General features: G+C 59.5%; 24 protein-coding genes. 11 read left to right on the top strand and 13 right to left on the bottom strand.

Annotation, left to right across the window (positions count from 1 at the left end; all coding sequences use genetic code 11):
• Positions 1–131: 131 nt before the first annotated feature.
• Complete coding sequence (gene thiI, locus AC0IXA_RS11400) at positions 132–1,586, bottom strand: tRNA uracil 4-sulfurtransferase ThiI (protein WP_024011233.1); 1,455 nt, start codon at positions 1,584–1,586, stop codon at positions 132–134.
• 327 nt (positions 1,587–1,913) lie between these two features.
• On the opposite strand from thiI, the gene glnA reads away from it, so the two are divergent.
• From glnA to ntrC, 5 genes are all read left to right on the top strand, one after another.
• A complete protein-coding gene (glnA, locus tag AC0IXA_RS11395; protein ID WP_016772104.1) occupies positions 1,914–3,320 on the top strand; it encodes a type I glutamate--ammonia ligase in 1,407 nt (468 codons plus the stop codon).
• Positions 3,321–3,649: 329 nt separating this feature from the next.
• Complete coding sequence (locus AC0IXA_RS11390) at positions 3,650–4,162, top strand: DUF4124 domain-containing protein (RefSeq protein WP_471813075.1); 513 nt, start codon at positions 3,650–3,652, stop codon at positions 4,160–4,162.
• Positions 4,159–4,782, top strand: coding sequence for a DUF4124 domain-containing protein (locus AC0IXA_RS11385; RefSeq protein WP_471813073.1), 624 nt, complete (start codon positions 4,159–4,161; stop codon positions 4,780–4,782). The genes AC0IXA_RS11390 and AC0IXA_RS11385 overlap by 4 nt, the downstream gene beginning before the upstream one ends.
• A 230-nt stretch (positions 4,783–5,012) precedes the next feature.
• Positions 5,013–6,098 (top strand): nitrogen regulation protein NR(II), encoded by a 1,086-nt coding sequence (glnL, locus tag AC0IXA_RS11380; RefSeq protein WP_024011230.1) that lies wholly within the window; start codon positions 5,013–5,015, stop codon positions 6,096–6,098.
• Positions 6,095–7,531, top strand: coding sequence for a nitrogen regulation protein NR(I) (gene ntrC / locus AC0IXA_RS11375; protein ID WP_186533771.1), 1,437 nt, complete (start codon positions 6,095–6,097; stop codon positions 7,529–7,531). Before glnL ends, ntrC begins: the two co-directional genes overlap by 4 nt.
• Before the next feature lie 528 nt (positions 7,532–8,059).
• Here the strand turns inward: ntrC and AC0IXA_RS11370 are convergent.
• From AC0IXA_RS11370 to AC0IXA_RS11360, 3 genes are all read right to left on the bottom strand, one after another.
• Complete coding sequence (locus AC0IXA_RS11370) at positions 8,060–10,057, bottom strand: leucine-rich repeat domain-containing protein (protein ID WP_471813070.1); 1,998 nt, start codon at positions 10,055–10,057, stop codon at positions 8,060–8,062.
• 171 nt (positions 10,058–10,228) lie between these two features.
• Positions 10,229–12,277 carry a leucine-rich repeat domain-containing protein gene (locus AC0IXA_RS11365; RefSeq protein ID WP_341638393.1) on the bottom strand — a complete coding sequence of 683 codons (2,049 nt, stop codon included), beginning with the start codon at positions 12,275–12,277 and terminating at the stop codon, positions 10,229–10,231.
• Between the two features lie 188 nt (positions 12,278–12,465).
• On the bottom strand, positions 12,466–12,906 hold the full coding sequence (locus AC0IXA_RS11360; protein WP_280039146.1) for a hypothetical protein: 441 nt from the start codon (positions 12,904–12,906) through the stop codon (positions 12,466–12,468).
• Between AC0IXA_RS11360 and AC0IXA_RS11355 the strand changes: the two genes are divergently transcribed.
• Positions 12,905–13,360: a tRNA (cytidine(34)-2'-O)-methyltransferase gene (locus AC0IXA_RS11355; RefSeq protein WP_016772113.1), complete on the top strand. Its 456-nt coding sequence runs from the start codon at positions 12,905–12,907 to the stop codon at positions 13,358–13,360. The genes AC0IXA_RS11360 and AC0IXA_RS11355 overlap by 2 nt on opposite strands.
• Positions 13,361–13,483: 123 nt before the next feature.
• Here the strand turns inward: AC0IXA_RS11355 and secB are convergent, their stop codons facing one another.
• Genes secB through AC0IXA_RS11340 form a run of 3 tightly spaced genes read right to left on the bottom strand, consistent with a single transcriptional unit; the run spans position 13,484 to position 14,696 of the window.
• Positions 13,484–13,969 (bottom strand): protein-export chaperone SecB, encoded by a 486-nt coding sequence (gene secB, locus AC0IXA_RS11350; RefSeq protein ID WP_016772114.1) that lies wholly within the window; start codon positions 13,967–13,969, stop codon positions 13,484–13,486.
• 57 nt (positions 13,970–14,026) lie between these two features.
• Complete coding sequence (grxC, locus tag AC0IXA_RS11345) at positions 14,027–14,281, bottom strand: glutaredoxin 3 (RefSeq protein ID WP_016772115.1); 255 nt, start codon at positions 14,279–14,281, stop codon at positions 14,027–14,029.
• Position 14,282: 1 nt separating this feature from the next.
• Positions 14,283–14,696 (bottom strand): rhodanese-like domain-containing protein, encoded by a 414-nt coding sequence (locus tag AC0IXA_RS11340; RefSeq protein ID WP_016772116.1) that lies wholly within the window; start codon positions 14,694–14,696, stop codon positions 14,283–14,285.
• Between the two features lie 153 nt (positions 14,697–14,849).
• Between AC0IXA_RS11340 and gpmI the strand changes: the two genes are divergently transcribed.
• The 5 genes from gpmI to AC0IXA_RS11315 all read left to right on the top strand — a co-directional run bounded on the left by gpmI (position 14,850) and on the right by AC0IXA_RS11315 (position 21,502).
• A complete protein-coding gene (gpmI, locus tag AC0IXA_RS11335) occupies positions 14,850–16,379 on the top strand; it encodes a 2,3-bisphosphoglycerate-independent phosphoglycerate mutase (protein WP_150741750.1) in 1,530 nt (509 codons plus the stop codon).
• Between the two features lie 217 nt (positions 16,380–16,596).
• Complete coding sequence (locus AC0IXA_RS11330; protein ID WP_400502773.1) at positions 16,597–17,883, top strand: murein hydrolase activator EnvC family protein; 1,287 nt, start codon at positions 16,597–16,599, stop codon at positions 17,881–17,883.
• 31 nt (positions 17,884–17,914) lie between these two features.
• Complete coding sequence (locus AC0IXA_RS11325; RefSeq protein ID WP_039756590.1) at positions 17,915–19,234, top strand: S41 family peptidase; 1,320 nt, start codon at positions 17,915–17,917, stop codon at positions 19,232–19,234.
• A gap of 2 nt (positions 19,235–19,236) precedes the next feature.
• Complete coding sequence (locus AC0IXA_RS11320) at positions 19,237–20,013, top strand: divergent polysaccharide deacetylase family protein (protein WP_315434812.1); 777 nt, start codon at positions 19,237–19,239, stop codon at positions 20,011–20,013.
• Between the two features lie 85 nt (positions 20,014–20,098).
• Positions 20,099–21,502, top strand: coding sequence for a Vps62-related protein (locus AC0IXA_RS11315; protein ID WP_471813064.1), 1,404 nt, complete (start codon positions 20,099–20,101; stop codon positions 21,500–21,502).
• On the opposite strand, the gene AC0IXA_RS11310 is transcribed toward AC0IXA_RS11315, so the two are convergent.
• The 6 genes from AC0IXA_RS11310 to hisB all read right to left on the bottom strand — a co-directional run bounded on the left by AC0IXA_RS11310 (position 21,483) and on the right by hisB (position 25,521).
• Complete coding sequence (locus AC0IXA_RS11310; RefSeq protein WP_217864618.1) at positions 21,483–22,238, bottom strand: substrate-binding periplasmic protein; 756 nt, start codon at positions 22,236–22,238, stop codon at positions 21,483–21,485. The two genes, AC0IXA_RS11315 and AC0IXA_RS11310, sit on opposite strands and share 20 nt — an antisense overlap.
• 73 nt (positions 22,239–22,311) lie before the next feature.
• The gene (gene hisF, locus AC0IXA_RS11305) at positions 22,312–23,082 is read right to left on the bottom strand and encodes an imidazole glycerol phosphate synthase subunit HisF (RefSeq protein ID WP_016772122.1); all 771 of its coding nucleotides are present in this window, start codon (positions 23,080–23,082) and stop codon (positions 22,312–22,314) included.
• 93 nt (positions 23,083–23,175) lie between these two features.
• Positions 23,176–23,925 (bottom strand): 1-(5-phosphoribosyl)-5-[(5-phosphoribosylamino)methylideneamino]imidazole-4-carboxamide isomerase, encoded by a 750-nt coding sequence (hisA, locus tag AC0IXA_RS11300; protein ID WP_471813061.1) that lies wholly within the window; start codon positions 23,923–23,925, stop codon positions 23,176–23,178.
• 103 nt (positions 23,926–24,028) lie between these two features.
• Positions 24,029–24,289 (bottom strand): DUF2164 domain-containing protein, encoded by a 261-nt coding sequence (locus AC0IXA_RS11295; RefSeq protein WP_016772123.1) that lies wholly within the window; start codon positions 24,287–24,289, stop codon positions 24,029–24,031.
• Positions 24,290–24,928 (bottom strand): imidazole glycerol phosphate synthase subunit HisH, encoded by a 639-nt coding sequence (gene hisH / locus AC0IXA_RS11290; protein ID WP_016772124.1) that lies wholly within the window; start codon positions 24,926–24,928, stop codon positions 24,290–24,292.
• Complete coding sequence (gene hisB / locus AC0IXA_RS11285) at positions 24,928–25,521, bottom strand: imidazoleglycerol-phosphate dehydratase HisB (RefSeq protein ID WP_016772125.1); 594 nt, start codon at positions 25,519–25,521, stop codon at positions 24,928–24,930. Before hisB ends, hisH begins: the two co-directional genes overlap by 1 nt.
• Between the last annotated feature and the right edge of the window lie 148 nt (positions 25,522–25,669).

Below are 25,669 nucleotides of genomic sequence, written 5' to 3'. Positions count from 1 at the left end.
CTCGATCAGAGGATTCGGTTTGCTGACAAGTCATGGCAGCGATTAGCAGTAGTGTCCGGCATGGCCGTTACAGCTTGACGGCGGTGTCGGGGGGCCGGTGACGCAGGCCACAGGCAAACAGCCCCGGGCACTTAGCTCGGTCGATAAACGCGCACATTGGCATGCCCCTCACTGAGCAAATGGTGGGCATGCAGGCGACTCATCACGCCTTTGTCGCAATACAGCAGGTACTGGCGAGTAGGGTCCAGTTCCTTGAAACGTGCGTTCACTGCATAGAACGGCATCGTCTGTACCTCTATGCCGGCGAGTTCCAGCGGGTCATCCTCGGCGGCATCCGGGTGGCGGATGTCGATGACGATCTGACCGGCCAGCGCTTCGCTGACTTCTTCAATCTGCAAATCCTGGCCCAACTCGTCGATTACCCGATCGATCGGCACCAGTTTGGCGTTGGCGAGCGCACGCTCGAGTACCGCCATGTCGAATTCTTTCTCTTCGTGCTCAACCCGGCCACGCTTGGCGGCGGTCTTGGGGTTGACCGAAATCACGCCGCAATATTCCGGCATGTGCCGGGCGAAATCGGCGGTGCCGATCTCGTTGGCGGTGTCGATGATGTCCTGCTTGTGCGCGACGATCAGCGGCCGCAGCACCAGCTTGTCGGTCACGCAGTCGATCACCGACAGGTTCGGCAGCGTCTGGCTCGACACCTGGGAGATCGCTTCACCGGTCACCAGTGCATCGATGTGCAGGCGTTCGGCGATCTCGGACGAGGCGCGCAACATCATACGCTTCAAAACCACGCCCATATGACTGTTATCGACTTTGCCGAGAATTTCGCCCAGCACTTCCTCGAACGGCACACTGACAAATAGCACGCGTTGCGAGCTGCCGTACTTCTTCCAGATGAAGTGCGCGACTTCCATTACGCCCAATTCGTGGGCACGCCCGCCGAGATTGAAGAAGCAGAAGTGCGCCATCAGGCCGCGACGCATGATCTGGTAAGCCGCCACGGTCGAATCGAAGCCGCCGGACATCAATACCAGCGTCTGCTCCAGCGCACCCAGCGGGTAGCCGCCGATGCCGTTGTGCTGGCTGTGGATCACGAACAACCGTTTGTCGCGAACTTCGATACGGACTTCGATTTGCGGCGCTTTAAGGTCGATTCCGGCCGCACCGCACTCGCGACGCAGCTTGCTGCCGACGTATTTTTCCACGTCCATCGAGCTGAAGGCATGCTTGCCTGCGCGCTTGCAGCGCACCGAGAAAATCTTCCCGGCCAGCGCATCGCCGTAGTGCTGTTTGCACTTCTCGGTGATGTCGTCGAAGTCGCCCAGCGGGTACTCGTCGATCTGCAGAAAGTGCGCGATCCCCGGCATGCAGGTCAGGCGCTCGCCCATCTCTTTCAAGGCTTTGGGGTCGGTAACGCGGGTTTCCAGCTCGAGGTTGTCCCACACGCCGTTCACCACCACGGCCGGGTCCAGGTCACGGAGCACGGTGCGGATGTTCTTGGCCAACTGGCGGATGAATTTCGTCCGGACAGGTCGGCTTTTGATGGTGATCTCGGGGAAGACTTTTACGATAAGTTTCATGAAAACAGCGCGCGAACGGCCAGCCGAAAAAGGGGGGCGCGGATTATAGCGGAAATTGCTCAAGGTTTAACCAGTTAATGTGCAGAAGGTTTTCGCTGCACCAAAACAGGTCATTTCTGAATTTAAACGCAACATTAAGGGGCGGGATTTGTCGATTCAGTACGTCAAGCATCTTAATAAGCGTGAATTTGGGGCAAAAAACCCATGCTGGGGCACTGGCATGCAATTTGCTCCCTTGTGAGGCAGGTTGCCTTGGCAGAGTATTCGCGCCGGCATCACCATTATTAAGGGCATCCACTACCCGCCCTAATTCACCCGGAGGACACTATGTCGAAGTCGGTTCAACTCATCAAAGATCATGACGTCAAGTGGATTGATCTGCGCTTCACGGACACCAAAGGCACTCAGCACCACGTGACCATGCCGGCTCGCGATGCGCTGGATGACGACTTCTTCGAAGTCGGCAAGATGTTCGACGGTTCCTCCATCTCCGGCTGGAAAGGCATCGAAGCCTCCGACATGATCCTGATGCCGGTCGACGAAACTGCCGTGCTCGATCCGTTCACCGAAGACCCAACCCTGATTCTGGTCTGCGACATCATCGAGCCTTCGAGCATGCAGGGCTACGATCGCGACCCACGTGCGATCGCCAAGCGCGCCGAAGAGCACCTGAAAGCCACCGGTATCGGTGACACCGTATTCGCCGGTCCAGAGCCTGAGTTCTTCATCTTTGACTCGGTGAAATTCAAGTCGGACATCTCCGGCTCGATGTTCAAGATCTACTCCGAGCAAGGTTCGTGGATGTCCGACCAGGACATCGAAGGCGGCAACAAGGGTCACCGTCCAGGCGTGAAAGGCGGCTACTTCCCGGTTCCACCGTTCGACCACGACCACGAAATCCGTACCGCCATGTGCAACGCACTGGAAGAAATGGGTCAGTCGGTTGAAGTTCACCACCACGAAGTGGCAACTGCCGGCCAAAACGAAATCGGCGTCAAGTTCAACACGCTGGTGAAGAAGGCCGACGAAGTTCAGACCCTGAAATACGTTGTGCACAACGTTGCCGACGCTTACGGCCGCACCGCGACCTTCATGCCGAAGCCACTGTACGGCGACAACGGTTCGGGCATGCACGTACACATGTCGATCTGGAAAGACGGCAAGAACACCTTCGCAGGTGAAGGCTATGCCGGCCTGTCCGATACCGCTCTGTACTTCATCGGCGGCATCATCAAGCACGGTAAGGCCCTGAACGGCTTCACCAACCCGGCGACCAACTCCTACAAGCGTCTGGTGCCAGGCTTCGAAGCGCCGGTAATGCTGGCCTACTCGGCGCGCAACCGTTCCGCTTCGATCCGTATTCCTTACGTGTCGAGCCCGAAAGCCCGCCGAATCGAAGCACGCTTCCCGGATCCGGCTGCCAACCCGTACCTGGCTTTCGCAGCGCTGCTGATGGCCGGTCTGGACGGTATCCAGAACAAGATCCACCCAGGCGATGCTGCCGACAAGAACCTGTACGACCTGCCGCCTGAAGAGGCGAAAGAGATTCCACAGGTTTGCGGCAGCCTGAAAGAAGCCCTGGAAGAGCTGGACAAGGGCCGCGCCTTCCTGACCAAGGGCGGCGTGTTCTCCGACGACTTCATCGACGCTTACATCGCGCTGAAATCGGAAGAAGAAATCAAGGTTCGCACCTTCGTACACCCACTGGAATATGAGCTGTACTACAGCTGCTGATCCGGTAGCGCTGCGTAAAGCGGCGTGACACAAGAGGCCTCCTTCGGGAGGCCTTTTTTATTGCCCGGCGCAGTTCATTTACCCTGTGGGAGCGAGCCTGCTCACGAAAGCGGTGTGTCATTGATCGTTCCCACGCTCCGCGTGGGAATGCAGCCCGTGACGCTCTGCGTCAATGGACACGGAGCGTCCCAGGAGGCATTCCCACGCAGAGCATGGGAACGATCCGTGTTTTGGCTACCAGTCTTTTCAATTCCAGTTATTAACGGTTTTGGCCAACCGCCCCACCTGTCCTATGCTGCTACCCATCGCTTCCAACCCCGGTCGATTTCATGGGTCGCACGTTCCTCTACATTCTGCTGCTGATCGCCCTGCCCGCCGCCGCGCAGATCTACAAGTACACCGACGCCAACGGCAACACGGCGTACAGCAATCAGCCGCCGGACGGCGTGCAGGCGCAACCGGTCGAGCTGCCACCGCTCAATCGGGTCGAGCCGCAAGCACCGAGTGCGCCGCAAGCACCCACCGCAGAACAACCGCAACCACCGCGCAACGCCTATGAAATCCTCGAGCTCGCCGGTCTGCCCTCTGACGAGGCGCTGCGCGCCAACAACGGCACCTTCACGGTCAACGTCCTGATCAAGCCGCGCCTGCAACCGCCGCATCAATTAAGGCTGCTGCTCGACGATCAGCCCTATGGCCAGCCGAGCAACGTGCCGGTTCTGCAACTGGTCAACATCGATCGCGGCGAGCATCGCCTGGCCGTGCAGGTGATCGACGGCCAGACCGTCATTCAGCAGAGCCCGCCCGCGGTCTTCACCGTGCAACGGGTGCACACGCCATGATCCGCGCGGGGCTGGTACTCGTCCTGGCACTGATGTCGATGCGCACCTCGGCGGAGGTCTTCACCTACATCGACGCACAGGGCAACCGCGTCTACACCGACCAGCCACGCGCCAACGCCAAGCGAGTGCCGATCGCGACGAGCAATCGCATGGCGGTCCCTGCCAACACCGCAGCACCGGTCAGCACGGCGAAAACACCTGCCGAACCAGCGCCCTTTCATTACGCCATGCTGCGCATTCTGATCCCGGAGCCCGATGCCACTTTGCGCAGCAGCGCCGGCGAGCTGATCGTCAGCGTCACCAGCGAACCGGGCCTGCAAAGCGGCCATCGTTATCGCCTGCTGCTGGATGGCAAGGCCACCGGCGAACCCGGCGTCAGCCCGGTGTTTGCCCTGAGCAATATCGATCGCGGCAGCCACAGCCTTTCGATCGAGATCCTCGATGCCGCCGGACGCACCGTGGAGCGCACCGCCAATCAGCCTTTCCACATGCTGCGCATTTCCCTGGCGCAGAAGCGCCAGGTCAAACCCTGTGTCGCCGACGACTATGGTGTGCGCCCGGAATGTCCGCTCAAGGACAAACCTGCAGAGCCGAAAAACCCCTTTCTGCGCTTCTTTTAACGCCCGCCGGCCGCACGCACTCTATTGGTGCACTAAACTGCATCTCGCCCACAACCCAACCCATTTTGGTTCGAAACTTCCCGTTTGCGCTGGCTTCGTGCCATACAAACGCGCGTCAAACGCCTGTTTCAGGGGATAAACGCTTCTTTTCGGAGCCTTGGTTTGGTTTTTGCATTTTCCCGATATCAGCGCTTTGTTCTCGCGCACGCCTTGCTCCAAAAGGGGTCCAGATGACCATAAGCGACGCTATTCACCGTTTGCTGCTCGACAACCTGACCACGGCGACCATCCTGCTCGACGCCGAGCTGCGCCTGGAGTACATGAACCCGGCGGCGGAAATGCTGTTGGCCGTCAGCGGTCAGCGCAGCCACGGCCAGTTCATCAGCGAGCTGTTCACCGAATCCCCCGAGGCGCTCAATTCCCTGCGTCAGGCGGTGGAGCAGGCGCACCCGTTCACCAAGCGTGAAGCGATGCTCACCGCCCTCACCGGCCAGACGCTTACCGTGGATTACGCGGTCACGCCGATTCTCAGTAACGGCGAGACTTTGCTTTTGCTCGAAGTGCACCCGCGTGACCGCCTGTTGCGGATCACCAAGGAAGAGGCGCAGCTGTCCAAGCAGGAAACCAGCAAGATGCTGGTGCGCGGCCTCGCCCACGAGATCAAGAACCCCCTCGGCGGCATCCGTGGTGCGGCGCAATTGCTCGCCCGCGAGCTTCCGGAAGAGAGCCTGCGCGATTACACCAATGTGATCATCGAAGAGGCCGACCGCCTGCGCAATCTGGTCGATCGCATGCTCGGCTCGAATAAGTTGCCGTCGCTGGCCATGTGCAACGTCCACGAAGTGCTCGAACGCGTCTGCCATCTGGTCGAGGCCGAAAGCCAGGGCTGCATCACCCTGGTGCGTGATTACGACCCGAGCATTCCCGACGTATTGATCGACCGCGAGCAAATGATTCAGGCGGTGTTGAACATCGTGCGCAACGCGATGCAGGCGATCAGCAGCCAGAACGAGCTGCGTCTGGGCCGCATCAGCCTGCGCACCCGCGCCATGCGCCAGTTCACCATCGGCCACATCCGCCATCGTCTGGTGACCAAGATCGAGATCATCGACAACGGCCCGGGCATCCCGGCGGAACTGCAGGAAACCATTTTCTTTCCCATGGTCAGCGGCCGCCCGGACGGTACCGGGCTGGGCCTGGCCATTACCCAGAACATCATCAGTCAGCACCAGGGCCTGATCGAGTGTGAGAGCCATCCAGGCCACACCACCTTCTCGATCTTCCTGCCACTGGAACAAGGAGCCACATCGACATGAGCCGTAGTGAAACCGTGTGGATCGTCGATGACGACCGTTCTATCCGTTGGGTCCTGGAAAAGGCCTTGCAGCAGGAAGGCATGACCACCCAGAGCTTCGACAGCGCCGATGGCGTGATGAGTCGCCTGGCCCGGCAGCAGCCGGACGTGATCATTTCCGATATCCGCATGCCGGGCGCCAGTGGCCTGGATCTGCTGGCGCGGATTCGCGAACAGCACCCACGGCTGCCGGTCATCATCATGACCGCTCACTCCGATCTGGACAGCGCTGTCGCCTCCTATCAGGGCGGCGCTTTCGAGTACCTGCCCAAGCCTTTCGACGTCGATGAAGCGGTATCGCTGGTCAAACGCGCCAATCAACATGCGCAGGAACAGCAAGGCCTGGAGGTTGTGCCAGCCCTGACGCGCACCCCGGAAATCATCGGCGAAGCGCCGGCGATGCAGGAAGTGTTTCGCGCCATCGGGCGTCTGAGCCACTCCAACATCACCGTGCTGATCAACGGCGAATCCGGTACCGGTAAAGAACTGGTGGCCCACGCCCTGCACCGCCACAGCCCACGCGCGGCTTCGCCGTTCATTGCCCTGAACATGGCGGCAATTCCCAAGGATCTGATGGAATCCGAGCTGTTCGGCCACGAGAAAGGCGCGTTCACCGGCGCGGCGAACTTGCGTCGCGGTCGTTTTGAACAGGCGGACGGCGGCACGCTGTTCCTTGATGAAATTGGCGATATGCCAGCGGACACCCAGACCCGTTTGTTGCGCGTGCTGGCCGATGGCGAGTTCTATCGCGTCGGCGGCCATGTGCCGGTCAAGGTCGATGTACGCATCATCGCCGCCACCCACCAGAATCTGGAAACGCTCGTCCACGCCGGCAAATTCCGTGAGGACTTGTTCCACCGCCTCAACGTGATCCGCATCCACATCCCGCGCCTGTCGGATCGTCGTGAAGACATCCCGACCCTGGCCCGGCACTTCCTCAGCCGCGCCGCGCAGGAACTGGCGGTCGAGCCGAAGCTGCTGAAAAGCGAGACCGAGGAATACCTGAAAAACCTGCCGTGGGGCGGCAACGTGCGTCAGTTGGAGAACACCTGCCGCTGGATCACCGTAATGGCGTCCGGGCGCGAGGTGCACATCAGCGACCTGCCGCCGGAGCTGCTGAACCTGCCGCAGGATTCGGCGCCAGTGACCAATTGGGAACAGGCCCTGCGCCAGTGGGCCGATCAGGCCTTGGCCCGCGGCCAGTCGAGCCTGCTCGACAGCGCAGTGCCGGCGTTCGAGCGGATCATGATCGAGACGGCACTGAAGCACACCGCAGGGCGTCGGCGGGATGCGGCGGTGTTGCTGGGTTGGGGCCGTAATACCCTGACGCGCAAGATCAAGGAACTGGGGATGAAGGTTGATGGTGGGGATGATGATGAGGGGGAAGAGGGTTAAGTCTCCGGTTCTGCGTTGAACCCATTCGCGAGCAGGCTCGCTCCCACAATTGGTCGTAGGAGCGAGCCTGCTCGCGAAGCGTTTTGAGCCAGCATGCACCGCATCAATGCACGATGACCCGGGATCGCGCAGAGCCCGATTCTCATCGCCCTATTTCAAAGGCCTGAAAAACTCACGCTTCGAACAAACGAAAGCCCCGAATTTCGGGGCTTTCGTGTCTCTCAGGCGCTTTTTTGTTCCAACAAATTAAAACCTGGCACGGCGCCTGCAATACCTCTCACAGGTGATTCGATTCACCACCCGTTTCGGGGACCTTGGTACAGGCAGGCCGGGGATTCCCCTCTTTACATCGGGCTCAGACCGCAACGGATGAGTCCACCCTTTTGGGATCCTTGGTACAGGCAGGCCGGGGGTTCCCTCTTTACACCGGGCCGACGCGACACGCGCGCCCAAGCTTTTGGGAACCCTGATACAGGCAGGTCAGGGATTCCCGCTTTTACACCTCCAGCCGAGGTGTTCAGCTCTGCGCTAATCAAGCTTTGGACGTTTGGGCAGATGGTGCAGGGGCTGGTTCTGCCGCCCCGAGTCATATTCCCGTATTAGTGCTTCAAGCCTGTCCAGCATTTTTCCGGGGCTGGGTTCATTGATCAGAATGTCCTTCATCCTTGCCTGTTCGCTTGGCTCAGCCTTCGTATAGATATCCAGAAACCACCACACCCGTCGCTGTAAAAGTGGATACTCAACGTGAAATTCAGGTGTACGGCTCAGCTTCCGGATTCCATTGAGCACGTCACTTCCTGCTCCGCCGAAACTGTCCCAGAGCTTCAATTTTCCGGACAACTCCAATGGCGGCACATTGCGCAGCCACAGGTTTGCCGAGCGATCATTACTTTCAACTCCCAGCCAGATATCGGTGCCTGTTGTTATACGCGCATGTATCAGCCGGCGGAGCGAAGCCGGATCCGTAATTGGATTGCCAATGAAATTGAAGCCGGTTCTGAGTTCAACGGACTCGGGAATCGAGGTAATGCGGTTGTTCGCCAGGTTCAACACTTTCCCGGGAATCTCGTCGGTGATGCCCTCCGGAAATTTGTCTAGCCATGCATTGGAAAGATCCAGTTCCTGCAGTGCAGTCATTCCTTTGAGTGAAGGTGCGACTGAAAGCGCATTGTCACCCAGTCTCAATACTTCCAGCCTTGACCGCGCGTTATCGGCATCAAGCCCGATAGGAATTCGCCGTATTCCGGCTCCTGTCAGATCCAGCACGCGCAACTCGGTCATCCCGGAGATGTCAGGATCCGTTAGCAAAACAACGCTCGGGTGTTGAAGAGACAACTGAGCGCGCAAGTCGTCGGGATAATAATTCAGCCTAGCCGCCTGTATTTTACCTAGCCTCAACACCTGCAATCTGGTCATGCCCCTCAGCGAAAAATCATCCTGAAAATCACAATCCGGCAGGTTCAATTCTCGTAAACGGGGGAGCTTCGCTAATTGCTCGGCAAAGCGCGAACCCATATCGAATCTTGAGTAAACATCCCCATACATCGAGACCCCGAAGGATCTTCTGGTAATTAACTGGCTTGTTACTGTCAGACTTTCAATGTTGGGAAATTGCGAAAAAAACACTTGGGGGTCCAGCGGTGCATGACCTCTTAACGTAAGAGAAACCACTGACTTGAATTTCAATGAAAGCAGCCTATCGACTGGCCATAGCGTGAGATTGATATCCAGTTTGTAACCAGATAGCCTGCCATTACTATAAACCCGCTGACCAGGCTCACCTTGCCACTTGTGCACTTGGCGTAGCGTGTTCCACATGGCAAACGCCTCAGTCATTTCATGGGACTGCACAGCGCGATTCTGGTGGTGCGGGATGCTGACGTGTTTGCTGTCCAGCTGAGGAAGCCCAAGCTGAATGTGCTTGAGTTCAAGCTCTGCCACGTCCTTGTCATCGAACCGGGCAATGAAGGCATCCGCGTCGTCATCGGTCGTGCCCGGGAGGTATTTGCGGATCTGCTCCCGGGTAGTTGGTTCCACGACTTCGCGCGGATACCAACGTCCGCTGTCCGCATCGCGCAGCATCACCGGGCCTAAAAGCAATTCGCTTGGCCGTCGGGCACGATGCAGACCTGTCTCCGGATCCACGACGACAAACACAAATTCGCCATCGGCCACTTCAGCGTAGGTGCGCTTCTTGAATACCGTCAAACCTTCACTGTTGACTTCTGGAAGAATTGCCCGGGCATTGATTACGTAATCGTTCAGCACCGGTCGAGGCGCAAGCAAACGCGTTTCAACAGGGGCCGTGTGAATAATGACCGCTGGAGTCGTACCAGTGGCCTCTGCGTCGACAGCGCCGGACGAGCCGGCCCGTAACGGCAAATTATCGGTGGACAACGCTGAGCCAGAACCACCTCGGTTTGACGGGCCGGGAAGCGGGAAATCCATGTTGTCCGGTCGGGTCGGACTGGTGGAAGCATCCACTTTCGTGTGGGTACCGCCACCTTTTACTGGTTTTACTGGCATGTTTTTCATCCTTGAGAAAAATGCCCCTTGCATCATGCAAGGGGAAATGAGGGCGCGACGGAGATTGCTCGCTTCGGACTCAGACCGCAGCGCAATGAGCCCGCGCCCTGGAGCAACAGGCGGGTCAGGAGTTCCCGGTGTTATATCGCGCGCCGAGGCGTGAACTTGCATTCATTCAAATTTCGGTCGCTTGGGTAAGTGATGCGGTGGCACCTGTTGGCGCCATGCATCGAATTCTAGAATTTCGGCTTCCAGTCTTTCCAGCATGACGCCAAGAATCGGTTCATTTTCAATGAACCTTCCAGCAACAGCTCTGAGCCGTGCCTGTTCGACAGCGTCAGCCTTGTCAAATGCCTCAAGGAACGTCCAGACGCGGCGTTGCAATAGCGGACGCTCGATGTGAAATTCTGGCGTGCCACTCAAGTGCCGGATACGTAACATCAGGTCGCTTTCGGGAACGCTCGACCATCGGTTCCAGAGCGCCAGCTTGTCGGGAAATTGTGCTGGCGGCACATTGTTCAGCCAAAGATTTGCAGACCGGTCAGTACTTTCTCGCCCCAGCCAGACATCTGTGCCTGTTTGTCGCCGAGCAAAAATGAGTCGCCGCAGGGAAGCCGGGTCGGAAATCGGATTGTATGAAAGATCGAAGCCTTTCCTGAGCTCAAGCGATTCGGGGATCGATTGAATATCGTTGCCTTTAAGTATCAATTTCCTCTTGGGGATATCGGCCGTAATGCCCTCGGGAAATCTGTCTATACGGGTCCAGCTCAGATCCAGCTCCTGCAATGCAGTCATCCCTCTAAGCGAAGGCGCCACATAAAGATGATTGGCGCTGAGGTTCAATATTTCGAGCCGCGAAGGTCCACTCCCGGAATCAAGCCCTAGCGGAAGCCTGGTTATCCCCGTATCCGCCAGATCCAATATCCGCAGCTCGGTCATTGCACTGACGTCAGGTGCGACTTTCAGGCCCCGATTCCGATTCAAATCAAGCACTTGTAAACGTGACGGGCCGGGCATTTCACTCAATCCAGCCGGCAAAGCATTTATACCGGTATATCGAAGATTCAATACTCGTAACTCGGTAAGACCGCGGACTGACGGAGCGTGCAGTAACGCGCCATCTTCGAGGTTCAACTCCTGCAGGCGGCTCATGCGTGTGAAGCGATCAACATCGGCCGGCTTGAATAGGACCCCGGTGCGGCTCATGTCGAGGACTTTCAGCTCTGTGAGTGTTTCGATTCCGGCAGGTAAGCCATCACCCAGTGACGCTTGCACTTTCAGCGTTTCAATGTGGGACAAGCTCTTGAACAGACCTTCGAGGTTACCTACGGCACCCTCTGTGATTTCAAGGGCAACTATGGAACCGAGTCGTGTAGATAAAACCGGGAGAGTGAGATTTTTCTTCCTTCCCAAAGCCAGTTTCAGGACAAACCCTGCCTGAAATCCCTCCTGATGGATTCTCTCCGATGCATCGCCTAGCCACTTGAACAATTGACGCACCTTGGCTCCCAGAGCAAAGCGCCGATCGCGCTCGTCGGTATCAGAGCCCTTATAAGCCTTCTCCCATGCGCCGAGTTCGCGGTCCAGCTGAGGAAACCCAAGCTTGATCCGCTCAAGTTCAACCTCTGCGCTGTCCCTGTCACCGAATCGGTTGTTAAAGTGCTGCGCGTGCTCATCGGCTGCCTCAGGAAACAATCTCTTGAATTGTTCTCGAATGGTCGCGCCAACATCCTCGTGCAAGCGCCACAAGCCGCTAGCGCTATCGCGCTCCAGCACGGGGCCAGAGGGACGCAATTCACTTGAAAGCCGGGCGCGATAAAGTCCCGTATCCGGATCCGCCCCGACAAGCACAGTCCCGCCGATGGACAGATCAACATAAGTGCGGCTCTTGAACACTCTGAGTCCGCTGCTGTCGGCGTCTGGAAGCGTTGAACCGGCACTGATCAGGTAGTTTTCCAACGACGACGGACCGGGAAGAGCAAGCGCCTCAGCGCTAGCCGAATGGACCATTACGACCGCAAGCGGCTTAGTTTCATTCCTGGCGGTGCCGTCGGACGGCCCGTCTCCCGGACGCGAATGATCCACAGAAATATCCGATGCGGAACCTCGGCGGCCCGATGTCGTCGGCAGCGAAGTATCAACTTCGGGCGATCGATTCGTGCCGGCGGAAGCATTCACATCCACGTGAGTACCGCCACCGCGAGGGGGTTTGACTGGCATATCTTCATCCTTGAAAAAGGCGCCCCCTGCATTCCTGCAAGGCGACGACGGGTTTCGGCATCCTGCCGTTTGGAGGGGCGAACGATAACGTGCATGAGCACGTGCTGGAGAGGGGAAAGGAAGACGGTCGCAGTGGGAAACGACCTCAAATAGTGTGGGAGCGCGCCCCAGTGATGAAGAAATGCCGCTTAGGGCTCGCTCAAGCGGATCTCCAGTCGCCAGCGTTCATCGACCTCGCTGCCGACCCAGTCGCCCTGCAACGGGCGCGCCGCCAGCACCGTCAGCAACAATCCGCCATCACTCTTGCGCGTGCGCCAGTTGACGTCCTTGCCGTTGAGCCTGAGCTGGCCTTTCTGCGGTCGACCTTCGGCCTGAAACAGCAGCGCGACGGTGCCGTCGATGATCTCGCCGTGCAGCTTAGGCTCATTGTTGAACCACACCACCAGGCCGCCATCGGTAACCTCGACCTGCTCCAGCACGCTCGGATCCGGCGTAGTCAGCCGGCCGATCATCAAGCCGATCATCAAGCCGACAATCGCCAGCGAGCCGATGACTCGCGGGAATAGTTTCGAACGGTTGTCCACAGGCGGCGTAGAATGCCGCTCATCTTTACCTTCGGAGCCGTGCATGTTTCACGTCATCCTTTTTCAACCAGAAATTCCGCCGAACACCGGCAACGTTATCAGGCTGTGCGCCAACAGCGGCTGCCACCTGCATTTGATCGAACCACTGGGTTTCGAGATGGACGACAAGCGCCTGCGCCGTGCCGGTCTCGACTACCACGAATATGCCACGTTACAGCGTCACGCTGATCTGGCCAGTTGTCTGGAAAGTCTGGGCAACCCGCGCGTGTTCGCCTTCACCACCAAGGGTTCGCGGCCGTTCCATGATGCCGCGTTCGTGCCCGGCGACGCGTTTCTGTTCGGTCCGGAAAGCCGTGGCCTGCCAGCGGACGTGCTCGACGCCCTGCCCGCCGAACAGCGCCTGCGCCTGCCGATGCGCGAAGGCTGCCGCAGCCTGAACCTGTCCAACACCGTGGCGGTCGCCGTGTACGAAGCGTGGCGGCAGAACGACTTCAAGTAACGCCGCAAAACAAATGTGGGAGCGAGCCTGCTCGCGAATGCGGTGTATCAGTCGACAACTACGTCTCTGACACGCCCTTTTCGCGAGCAGGCTCGCTCCCACATGGGGTATTGCTGAACCGTCTTACTGAACGGTCGGAGTCTCGCCGCTTTCCTGCATGCGCTGCAGCTCTTGCGCGTACAGGGCATCGAAGTTCACCGGCGCCAGCATCAGCGCCGGGAACGAGCCACGGGTAACCAGGCTGTCCAGGGTTTCGCGGGCGTACGGGAACAGGATGTTCGGGCAGAACGCACCCAAGGTGTGGCTCATCGAAGCCGCGTCCAGATTCTTGATCAGGAAGATACCGGCCTGTTGCACTTCAGCAATGAAGGCCACTTCTTCACCGTTTTTCACGGTAACGGACAGGGTCAGCACCACTTCGTAGAAGTCGCCTTCCAGCGCTTTCTGGCGCGTGTTCAGATCCAGACCGACCGCCGGATCCCACTGCTGGCGGAAGATCGCCGGGCTTTTCGGGGCTTCGAAGGACAGGTCGCGTACGTAGATGCGCTGCAAGGAAAATTGCGGTGCGGTTTCTTCTTCGCTGGCTGCAGTGTTCTGTTGGTCAGTCATCTCAGATCCTTATCGATCTTGGGTCTTTTAGGGAGTGCTGTACGTGGGTGCAGCCGTTCAGCCCTTGAGCAGCGCGTCGAGTTTGCCGGCGCGTTCCAGGGCGTATAAATCATCGCAACCGCCGATGTGCTTTGCGCCGATCCAGATCTGCGGCACGGACGTGCGCCCGGCCTTTTTGGTCATTTCGGCACGCAGCTGCGGCTTGCCATCGACCTTGATCTCTTCGAAGGCCACGCCTTTGCTGGCGAGCAGATGCTTGGCGCGCGAGCAGTAAGGGCAGTAATCGCTGGAGTAGACGATGACTTCGCTCATGTCATTTCACCAGCGGCAGGTTGTCGCCTTTCCAGCTGGAAATCCCGCCGGACAGCTTGGCGGCGGTGAAGCCGGACTTCATCAGCTCGCGGGCGTGGGTGCCGGCGGTCTGACCGAGGGCATCGACCAGAATGATGGTCTTGGCCTTGTGTTTTTCCAGCTCGCCGACGCGGGCAGCCAGTTTGTCTTGCGGGATGTTCACCGCGCCGACGATGTGGCCAGCGGCATAATCCTTGGCCGGACGGATGTCCACCACCACGCCTGCGTCTTTATTGACCAGTGCGGTCAGCTCGCCGGTGCTCAGGCTCTTGCCGCCGCCCTGCATCGTGTGCGCCAGCAACAGAGCCAGAAGTACGACGAAGATACCGACAAGAATGTAGTGGTTAGTGGCAAATTCAATCAGGTGAGCAACCATCGAAGGAGGTTCCAGGGCGTTAAAATGTCGGCCAGTATACACAGCCACTATGGTCGGCCAAACCCCGTCCGGCGGTGACGCGGTCGGAACTTCGCTTTAAACTCCAACTCCGTTTTCCATCGCCCTCTTCTTTATCAGCCACGAGTGGATTCCATGACGACTACGCCCAAACCTTTGGTCCTGATGATTCTCGACGGCTTCGGTCACAGCGACAGCCCCGAATCCAATGCCGTGTTCGCGGCGAAGAAACCTGTGCTGGATCGTCTGTGGGCCACGGTGCCGAACGGCTTGATTTCGGGCAGCGGCATGGACGTCGGCCTGCCGGACGGCCAGATGGGCAACTCCGAAGTCGGCCACATGAACCTCGGCGCCGGGCGCGTGGTTTATCAGGACTTCACCCGTGTGACCAAAGCCATCCGCGACGGCGAATTCTTCGAAAACCCGACCATCTGCGCCGCTGTGGATAAAGCCGTGGCCGCCGGCAAAGCCGTGCATTTCATGGGCCTGCTGTCCGACGGCGGCGTGCACAGCCACCAGGATCACCTGATCGCCATGGCCGAACTGGCCTTCAAGCGCGGCGCCGAAAAAATCTACCTGCACGCCTTCCTCGATGGCCGCGACACGCCGCCGAAAAGCGCCGCTTCGTCGATCGAACTGCTCGACGCGACTTTCCAGGCCTTGGGCAAAGGCCGGATCGCCAGCATCATCGGCCGCTATTTCGCCATGGACCGTGACAACCGTTGGGATCGCGTCGCCCAGGCCTACAACCTGATCGTCGACGGCAACGGCGAATTCAACGCCGCCACCGCTCAGGAAGGTCTTGAAGCTGCCTACGCCCGTGGCGAAAGCGACGAATTCGTCAAAGCCACCTCCATCGGTGAGCCGGTGAAAGTTGAAGACGGCGACGCAGTGGTGTTCATGAACTTCCGTGCCGACCGCGCCCGCGAGCTGACCCGCGTGTTCGTCGAAGACGATTTCAAGGAATTCGCGCGCGCCCGCCAGCCAAAACTGGCCGGTTTCGTCATGCTGACCCAGTACGCCGCAAGCATTCCGGCACCGTCGGCCTTCGCCGCCGGCAGCCTGGAAAACGTTCTCGGTGATTACCTGGCGAAAAACGGCAAGACCCAGCTGCGCATCGCTGAAACCGAAAAATACGCCCACGTGACCTTCTTCTTCTCCGGCGGTCGTGAAGAACCGTTCCCGGGCGAAGAGCGCATCCTGATCCCGTCGCCGAAAGTCGCTACTTACGACTTGCAGCCGGAAATGAGCGCGCCGGAAGTTACTGACCGCATCGTCGACGCCATCGAAAACCAGCGTTACGACGTGATCGTGGTCAACTACGCCAACGGCGACATGGTCGGCCACAGCGGCGTGTTCGACGCGGCGGTCAAGGCGGTCGAGTGCCTGGACACCTGCGTCGGTCGCATCGTTGAAGCGCTGGAAAAAGTCGGCGGCGAAGCCTTGATCACCGCTGACCACGGCAACGTCGAAAAAATGGCCGATGAAGAAACCCACCAGGCGCACACCGCGCACACCACCGAGCCGGTGCCGTTCATTTATGTCGGCAAGCGTGACCTGAAAGTGCGCGAAGGTGGCGTGCTGGCGGACGTGGCACCGACCATGCTGATGCTGCTGGGTCTGGAAAAACCGGCGGAGATGACCGGTACCTCGATCCTGGTGTAAACCACACCTAACCTTGTGGGAGCGAGCCTGCTCGCGAATACGGTGGATCAGTCGACAGCGATGTCGCCTGACACACTGCTTTCGCGAGCAGGCTCGCTCCCACATTGGTTTTGGGGTGTTTTTCAGGCCAGTTATCACACAGCCCCAATTGGGCGTTTTTTTTGCAGCCTCGGGCGGGCATACTAGGCCGTCCCTTACCCTGGTGCCGCCCGCCCCTATGCTTCGCGTCCTGATCGCCCTTGCTCTGACCTGTCTGCTCCAGCCGGCCTTCGCCGACGAGCGCGCGCAAACCCAACAGCAGTTGGACGCCACGCGTCAGGATATCGCCGAGCTGAAAAAACTCTTGGGCAAGCTGCAGGAAGAAAAGTCCGGCGTGCAGAAAGAGCTCAAGGGCACTGAAACCGAGATGGGCAAGCTGCAGAAGCAGGTCGACGCGCTGCAGAAAGAACTGCAGAAAAGCGAATCCGAGCTACAGCGGCTTGATGCAGAGAAAAAAAAACTCCAGAGCGCGCGCACTGAACAGCAGCGACTGATCGCCATTCAGGCCCGAGCGGCGTACCAGAACGGCCGCCAGGAATACCTCAAGCTGCTGCTCAATCAGCAGAACCCCGAGAAGTTCGCCCGCACCCTCACCTATTACGACTACCTGAGCCAGGCACGCATGGAGCAGTTGAAGAACTTCAACGAAACCCTGCGCCAGCTGGCCAATGTCGAAAAAGACATCGGCCTGCAGCAAGCGCAGTTGCTGGTGCAGAAAAGCGACCTCGACACGCAGCGCGAAGCACTCGAGAAAGTCCGCAAGGAACGCCAGCAGGTCCTTGCCAGACTCAATGACGACGTCAAGGCCCGCGACCAGAAACTCGCCGCCCGCGAGCAGGATCAGGCAGACCTGTCTAAAGTCCTTAAAACCATTGAAGAAACCCTGGCCCGCCAGGCTCGTGAGGCAGAGGAAGCGCGGCAGAAAGCGCTGATCGCCCAGCAGGAAGCGGAAAAAAAGCGTTTGCGTGAGGCGCAGGCTGAAAACAGCGACGCCCCACGAAAACCCGCCAGATCAAGCCCCGGCGCGCTGGTATCGAGCAGCGGCGAAACCTTTGGCGGGCCCTTTGCTGCAACCCGGGGAAAACTTCCGTGGCCGGTTGATGGTCGATTACTCGCACGCTTCGGTGAAAGCCGTGGCGACGACGCCCGCACCAAGTGGGATGGCGTGATGATCAGCGCCTCCGCCGGCAGCCAGGTGCACGCCGTACACGGCGGGCGCGTGGTGTTCGCCGACTGGCTGCGCGGTGCCGGTTTGCTGGTGATCCTCGATCATGGCAACGGTTTTCTGAGTCTTTACGGCCACAACCAGACGCTGCTCAAGTCGGCGGGTGATGTGGTCAAGGCTGGCGAGTCGATTTCCACTGTCGGTAACAGTGGCGGTCAGGACACGCCAGCGCTGTATTTCGCAATTCGTCAGCAGGGTCACCCGAGTGATCCGGCGCAATGGTGTCGTGCGCAAGGATAAGCGCACCATCTAATTCAGGAGTTCGTTCGACATGCTGCATTTGTCCCGCCTTACCTCGCTGGCCCTGACGATCGCCCTGGTGATCGGCGCGCCTCTGGCGTTCGCCGCGCAACCGGCCCCGACCGTCGCTCCGGCAGGCACTGCCGCGACCGCCAAGGCGCCGTTGCCGCTGGAAGAGCTGCGCACCTTCGCCGAGGTCATGGACCGGATCAAAGCCGCGTACGTCGAGCCTGTGGACGACAAGACCCTGCTGGAAAACGCGATCAAGGGCATGCTCAGCAACCTCGATCCGCATTCGGCCTACCTTGGCCCGGAAGATTTCACCGAGCTGCAGGAAAGCACCAGCGGTGAATTCGGCGGCCTGGGCATCGAAGTCGGCGCCGAGGACGGCTTCATCAAGGTTGTCTCGCCGATCGACGACACCCCGGCGTCGAAGGCCGGTATTCAGGCTGGCGACTTCATCGTCAAGATCAACGGCCAGCCAACCCGCGGCCAGACCATGACCGAAGCCGTCGACAAGATGCGCGGCAAGATCGGCCAGAAAATCACCCTGACCCTGGTTCGCGATGGCGGCACGCCGTTCGACGTGACCCTGGCCCGTGCAGTGATTCAGGTGAAAAGCGTCAAGGCGCAGCTGCTGGAATCGGGCTACGGCTACATCCGCATCACCCAGTTCCAGGTCAAGACCGGCGAAGAAGTTTCCAAGGCCCTGGCCAAGCTGCGCAAGGACAACGGCAAGAAGCTCAACGGCATCATTCTCGACCTGCGCAACAACCCGGGTGGCGTGCTGCAATCGGCGGTGGAAGTGGTCGACCACTTCATCACCAAAGGCCTGATCGTCTACACCAAGGGCCGCATCGCCAACTCCGAATTGCGCTTCTCCGCCACCGGCAAGGACGAAAGCGAAGCGGTGCCGATGGTCGTGCTGATCAACGGCGGCAGTGCCTCGGCTTCGGAAATCGTCGCCGGTGCCCTGCAGGACCAGAAACGTGCCGTGGTCATGGGCACCACCAGTTTCGGCAAGGGCTCGGTGCAGACCGTGCTGCCGCTGAACAACGACCGCGCGCTGAAGATCACCACCGCGCTGTATTTCACGCCGAACGGCCGCTCGATCCAGGCTCAGGGCATCGTGCCGGACATCGAAGTGCGCCGCGCGAAGATCACCAACGAAGCCGACAGCGAATACTTCAAGGAAGCCGATCTGCAAGGTCATTTGGGCAACGGCAACGGCGGCGCCGACAAACCGAGCGGTTCCGGCGGCAAGGCCAAAGCGATGCCGCAGGATGACGATTACCAACTGGCCCAGGCCCTGAGCCTGCTCAAAGGCCTGAGCATCACGTCCGGCCGCTGAGGATGTTGCTGCGTTCCCTCTGCGTTCTGTTGTGCTGTCTGGCGGGTTTTGCCCAAGCAGAGCCCGCCAGCTCCTCGCCGCACAAGGCATACCTGACACTGATCATCGATGACCTGGGGCAGAACCTGCCCCGGGATCGTCGCGTGCTCGCCCTGCCCGGCCCGGTCACGGCAGCGATCATGCCTGATACCCCACACGCCACCGAATTTGCCCGCGAAGCCCATCGCGCCGGCAAGATCGTCATCCTGCACATGCCCATGGACCCGGCCACCGGGCCGTACGCCTGGCACCCCGAACTGCCCATCGAAGAGCTGCAGAAACGCCTGAATGCCGCGTTTGAAAAAGTCCCGTTCACCGCCGGCATCAACAATCACATGGGCAGCCGCATGACCGCGCAGCCTGCGGCGATGGCGTGGTTGATGGGCGAATTGCAGCGTCGGCACAAGTTCTTCGTCGACAGCCGCACCAGCGCTCAAACGGTCGCTGCGCAGCAGGCGCAGAAAATCGATCTGGCCAGCGTTTCCAGAGACGTGTTTCTCGATGATGAGCGCACCGAAGCGGCCATTGCCACTCAGTTGCAGACCGCGATCGCCCTGGCGCACAAACAGGGTTCAGCGGTGATGATCGGCCATCCGTATCCGCAGACCCTGGCGGTGCTGGAGCGCGAATTACCCAAGCTCAAAGCGCAGGGCATCGACTGGATCGATATCCGGCAGATGATCAGCGTGCGCAGCAACCGCGCCATGGCCGGGCATGGCAAGGATGGCGTTTACCGGTAACACCCGGTCACGTTGCAATACATAGTTACCACCGAACGCCCCTCCCCCTTCCGGATAGTGAGACCTGCAACAGGTCGCGGCTCCTTTGAGTCGCTTGCAACTATCAGGAGTGCCCATGACAAATAACGCCCCGATTATCCCGCCCGTTGGGCGGACTGAACCGATCCGCATCGATAACCTGCTGATCAACTTCACAACAGAATTTCTGCGCATCTGGGATACCAACGGTTTGTCGGCCAGACCCGCGTCGTTCTGGCGCCCGACCCCGGCTCCCGACGCGCTGCCCGGTTATTTCCCCTTGGGCGACTTCGTCACCAGAGGCGTTGGCAACATCAACGGCGAGCGCGTGGTCGCTGTTGTTTGTGAGGCAGACATCGCCAGCACTGACCCCACCAAAGGCAGGGCACTGCGACGTCCCGATGATTACGAGCTGGTCTGGAAGGACTCCGGATCAGGCTCGAAAAGAGATCTGTCGATCTGGCGACCGCTAGCTCCCGCAGGCTACGTAGCGCTGGGGTCGGTGTGCTCGAACGATCATGAAAAACCGTCGCTCAACGCGGTGCGCTGCGTTCGCGAAGACCTGGTGATCGCGTCGAATACCACCGATCTGCTCTGGGACGACAAGGGCAGCAAGGCCCGACAGCGCGTCAGCACCTGGAGCGCCGTTCCTCCAGCCGCTTTGCCGGGCGAAGTCTACTTGGCATCGGGCAGTTTTTTCAGCCTGAGTGACTACACCCGACCGGCCAGTTTCCCGGTCTACTGCTTGCGCTTGCAGATCGGCCTGCAGATGTCTACACGCCCATCGCTACCGGTGCTCTGCGGCGAGACGCCAACACCTGTAGAGGCAACGGACGATGCGACTTACACCGCCAGCCTTCCCTGGTTCACGGTCAACGATCCGCGTTACACCGCCGCTGAGCAATGGCGTCACTCGCCCTTCTATCTGCTTGAACGCAAGGATCGCTACATCCTCGTCGGTCACGCACGAAACAGTGGCAACGACAGCCAGATATTCAGGTGGAATGCGCAGCGCGCCCAGCGTACTGGCGGCTTGCGTACTTTCACTCAAACCACTTGCATCGAATTCGGCGCGCAATGGCAAACCCGTCAGCACGGCGCGCTGATGTTTTCCGCACGGCTGGGCCACGATTTCACCCAATGCGAACTGCATTCGAATGAATGGCTCAATACTGCGACCATCGAAGTGGTTGCAGTGGTGGACAAAAACCGCTCAGTGGCCGCCTACCTGGCCCAGAGCGAATACAGACTGGTGCGCGCGGACGGCACGGCAGTGACGGAGGGTTTCAGCTACACCGATGGCAATAGCCTGCACATCAGCCAGTACGCACCAACCGAGCCTGAAATCATCGTCGCAACTGAGCCGGAGGCGGTCGAAAATCAGACTGTGCTTGCGCCTGCGACCGAGGGCGAAATCAGCGCCGCCCTGGCAGAGCCTGACGAGTCAGCCGTTACAGATAGCGCGCCATGATTTCATCGACCACGCCTTCCTTGCGCAACTGATCCAGCGCGGTCTGTAGCCTGTTGACCACCTCATCGGAAACATCCTTGTTCAGCGCCAGGTACAACTCGGCGCTGTTGAAGCGCAGCACGGTCTTCAGGCCGGTCACGCCATCCTGCCGTGCCAGATAACGGCCGGCAGGATCACCGGTGGCCCACAGATCGATCTGGCCATTGAGCAGCTTTTTAGCGTTGTCCTGATCGCGCAGCACCACCACCGGTTTGAGGCCTTGCTTGGTGAGTGTCTCGGCAATCGCATCACCCTTGTAGGCGCCGATCTTGTATTTGCGCGCGTCGTTGAGGGTGTCGAGGGTGATCTTGCTGTCAGCCTTGGCCAGCAGAATCCAGTCATCCGGGCCGATCGGGCCGACCCATTTGAACAATCTTTCGCGATCGGGCAGGCGCGCCATGACGAAGGCCCCGTAACCGGGATTTTCCAGGGCGAGCTTGTAGACACGTTCCCAGGGGAAACGCAGGGTCAGGCTGTAAGTGAGGCCGGCGCGCTGGAACATCTCGCGAACGATGTCCGTGGCAATGCCGTTGATGTTGTCGCCCTGGGCGAAATTCTTGCCGTTCTTCGCCATGTTGTACGGCGGGAAGTTCTCGGTGAGCAGCACCAGATCGGTGTCGGGACTGGTTTCGGCCCGGGCATTGCTGATGAACAACAACGAGGCGCTGGCGAGAACAACAAGCAGGCGTTTGATCATGTCGGGCTACCGGAATCCATGGCGTGCCCAAGAGTGCCTTGGGCGCGCCATGCTGTCCACTGGCCTGTACGCTTTAGCGCATGACGATGCCGCGATGCGACATGTAGGCCTTGGCTTCCTGCACGGTGTATTCGCCGAAGTGGAAAATACTTGCCGCCAGCACCGCACTGGCATGGCCTTCGAGAATGCCGTCGGCCAGATGCTGCAAATTGCCGACGCCACCGGAAGCGATCACCGGAATGCCCAGCGCGTCGCTGATGGCGCGGGTCACGCCGAGGTCGAAGCCGTTTTTCATGCCGTCCTGATCCATGCTGGTCAGGAGGATTTCGCCAGCACCGAGGCCTTCCATTTTCTTCGCCCACTCGACCGCGTCGAGGCCGGTCGGCTTGCGCCCGCCGTGGGTGAAGATTTCCCAGCGCGGGGTTTCGCCGGGGCCGGAGACTTTCTTGGCGTCGATGGCGACGACGATGCACTGCGAGCCGAAATGCTGCGCGGCTTCGCCAACGAACTCCGGATTGAACACGGCGGCGGTGTTGATCGACACCTTGTCCGCGCCGGCATTGAGCAGGTTGCGGATGTCCTGCACGGTACGCACGCCACCGCCGACGGTCAGCGGAATGAACACCTGGCTGGCCATGCGCTCGACGGTATGCAGCGTAGTGTCACGCCCATCGACGCTGGCGGTGATGTCGAGAAAGGTAATCTCGTCGGCACCCTGCTCGTCGTAGCGACGGGCGATTTCCACCGGGTCACCGGCGTCGCGGATGTTCTCGAACTTCACACCTTTGACGACCCGGCCGTTGTCCACGTCCAGGCAAGGGATGATGCGTTTGGCTAACGCCATGGGCTTAATCTCCGATTAAGAGTTGCAAGCTTCAAGCTACTAGCTGCAGGAAAGAGCCGATCGCGGTCGAGTTTCTAACTTGCAGCTTGCAGCTTACAACTTGGAGCTGGCCGCGTAGCCATCACAAAAAGCTTGAGCCTCTGCAACATCCAAAGTGCCCTCATAGATCGCGCGGCCCGTGATCGCGCCGATGATGCCCGGTGCCTTGGCGTCGAGCAGCGACTTGATGTCTCCCAGGTTATGGATGCCGCCGGAAGCGATCACCGGAATCCTGGTGGCAGCGGCCAGCGCAGCGGTGAACGGTACGTTGCAGCCCTGCATCATGCCGTCTTTGGCGATGTCGGTATAAACGATCGAGGACACGCCGTCGGCTTCGAACTGCTTGGCCAGGTCAATGACCTGCACGGTGCTGATCTCAGCCCAGCCGTCGGTGGCGACGAAACCGTCTTTCGCATCCAGACCGACAATGATCTTGCCTGGGAACACACGGCAGGCTTCAGCAACGAACGCCGGATCTTTTACGGCTTTGGTGCCGATGATCACGTAGCTCACGCCCGCCTTGACGTAATGCTCGATGGTTTCCAGCGAGCGGATGCCGCCACCGATCTGGATCGGCAGGGTCGGGTAACGCTTGGCGATCGCCGTGACCACTTCGCCGTTGACCGGCTGGCCTTCGAACGCGCCATTCAGGTCGACCAGATGCAGACGGCGGCAACCGCCCTCCACCCACTTGGCAGCCATGCTCACCGGGTCATCGGAGAACACCGTGGAATCTTCCATGCGGCCCTGGCGCAGACGTACGCAGGCACCGTCTTTGAGATCGATAGCGGGAATAATCAGCATGCTTTTTCCTTCGTCAAAAGAGCGGCAAGCTGCAAGCCATAAGCTGCGAGCGCGCACGCGCGTCTATCTCTTGCAGCTTGCAGCTTGACGCTTGCCGCTGCTCTTAATTTTTTTCGAGCGCCCACAGGTCGCTTTCGATGCTTTCAAACCGTTCCTTGAGGTGGGTCTGCACATCGAAAATCGCCCTGTTGTAATAGTGCGGAGCAATCTCGCGGGTAAACAGCTCAAGAATTTCCGCCGCCTCGAACGAACCCAGATCCAGTTCGAAACGGTCTTCCATGAACCGCTGAATCTTGCGACTGGCCTCGCTCTCCTGCTCGGGAGTGAGGGTCAGAATCGGCGGTTTGGATTTCTTGACAGCCATTTACCAGCGACCGTCCCACGCAGCGAAGTTCTGCAGCAGTTGCAGGCCATGGGTATGGCTTTTCTCCGGGTGGAACTGCACGGCGAAACGCGAACCGTCGGCCAGCGCTGCAGCGAAATCGACACCGTAATGACCGCTGCCTACCACCTGCCGCGCATTGGCGGCGGCGATGTAGTAGCTGTGCACGAAGTAGAAACGCGCCAGATCCGGGATGTCATGCCACAACGGGTGACTGATGTTCTGCTTCACCTCGTTCCAGCCCATGTGCGGGACCTTCAGGTGCTCGCCGTCTTCGTGCAGATCCTTGCCGAAGAATTTCACCGCGCCCGGAAACAGGCCGATGCAGTCGACGCCGGCGTTCTCTTCGCTGGTATCGAGCAGGGCTTGCATGCCGACACAGATGCCGAGGAACGGCCGATCCTGGCTGACCTCACGGACCAGCGAATCGAAGCCGAGGCGACGGATCTCCGCCATGCAATCGCGAATCGCGCCAACGCCCGGGAATACCACGCGGTCGGCTTCGCGAATCACGTTCGCATCACTGGTGATCAGCACCTTGCCGGCGCCGACGTGCTCAAGAGCCTTGGCCACCGAGTGCAGGTTACCCATGCCGTAGTCGATAACTGCAACCGTCTGCATTACAGAACGCCTTTGGTCGACGGCATTTGCCCGGCCATGCGCTCGTCCAGCTCGACGGCCATGCGCAGTGCGCGGCCGAAAGCCTTGAACACGGTTTCGATCTGGTGGTGGGTGTTGGTGCCGCGCAGATTGTCGATGTGCACGCTGACCAGCGCGTGGTTGACGAAGCCCTGGAAAAACTCCTGGAACAGGTCAACGTCGAAACCGCCGACGGTGGCGCGGGTGTACGGCACGTGCATCTGCAGGCCCGGGCGACCGGAGAAATCGATCACCACGCGCGACAGCGCTTCATCGAGCGGCACGTAGGCATGGCCGTAGCGACGGATGCCTTTCTTGTCGCCGATGGCTTTGGCGAACGCCTGGCCGAGGGTGATACCGACGTCTTCCACCGTATGGTGGTCGTCGATATGCAGATCGCCCTTGCATTCGATATCCAGGTCGATCAACCCGTGACGGGCGATCTGGTCCAGCATGTGCTCAAGAAAAGGTACACCGATATCGAATCGGGCCTTTCCGGTGCCATCAAGGTTGATCGAGGCTTTGATCTGGGTTTCCAGAGTGTCGCGCTCGACAGACGCCTTACGTTCGGCCATCACCAGCTCCGCAAAATCATTGGGCGAAAAAGGCAGCCATTATAGGCACGCAGGAAGCAAACAGAAACACGAGAGGTGAGATGCCTGACGGATAGAACGCCCGGCTGTCGCGGGTAGACATGTCCATACAAGCAAAAAGATCGCAGCC

This window comes from Pseudomonas sp. AC083 (genome assembly GCF_979253165.1).
This window is presented reverse-complemented; position numbering and strand designations above follow the sequence as displayed.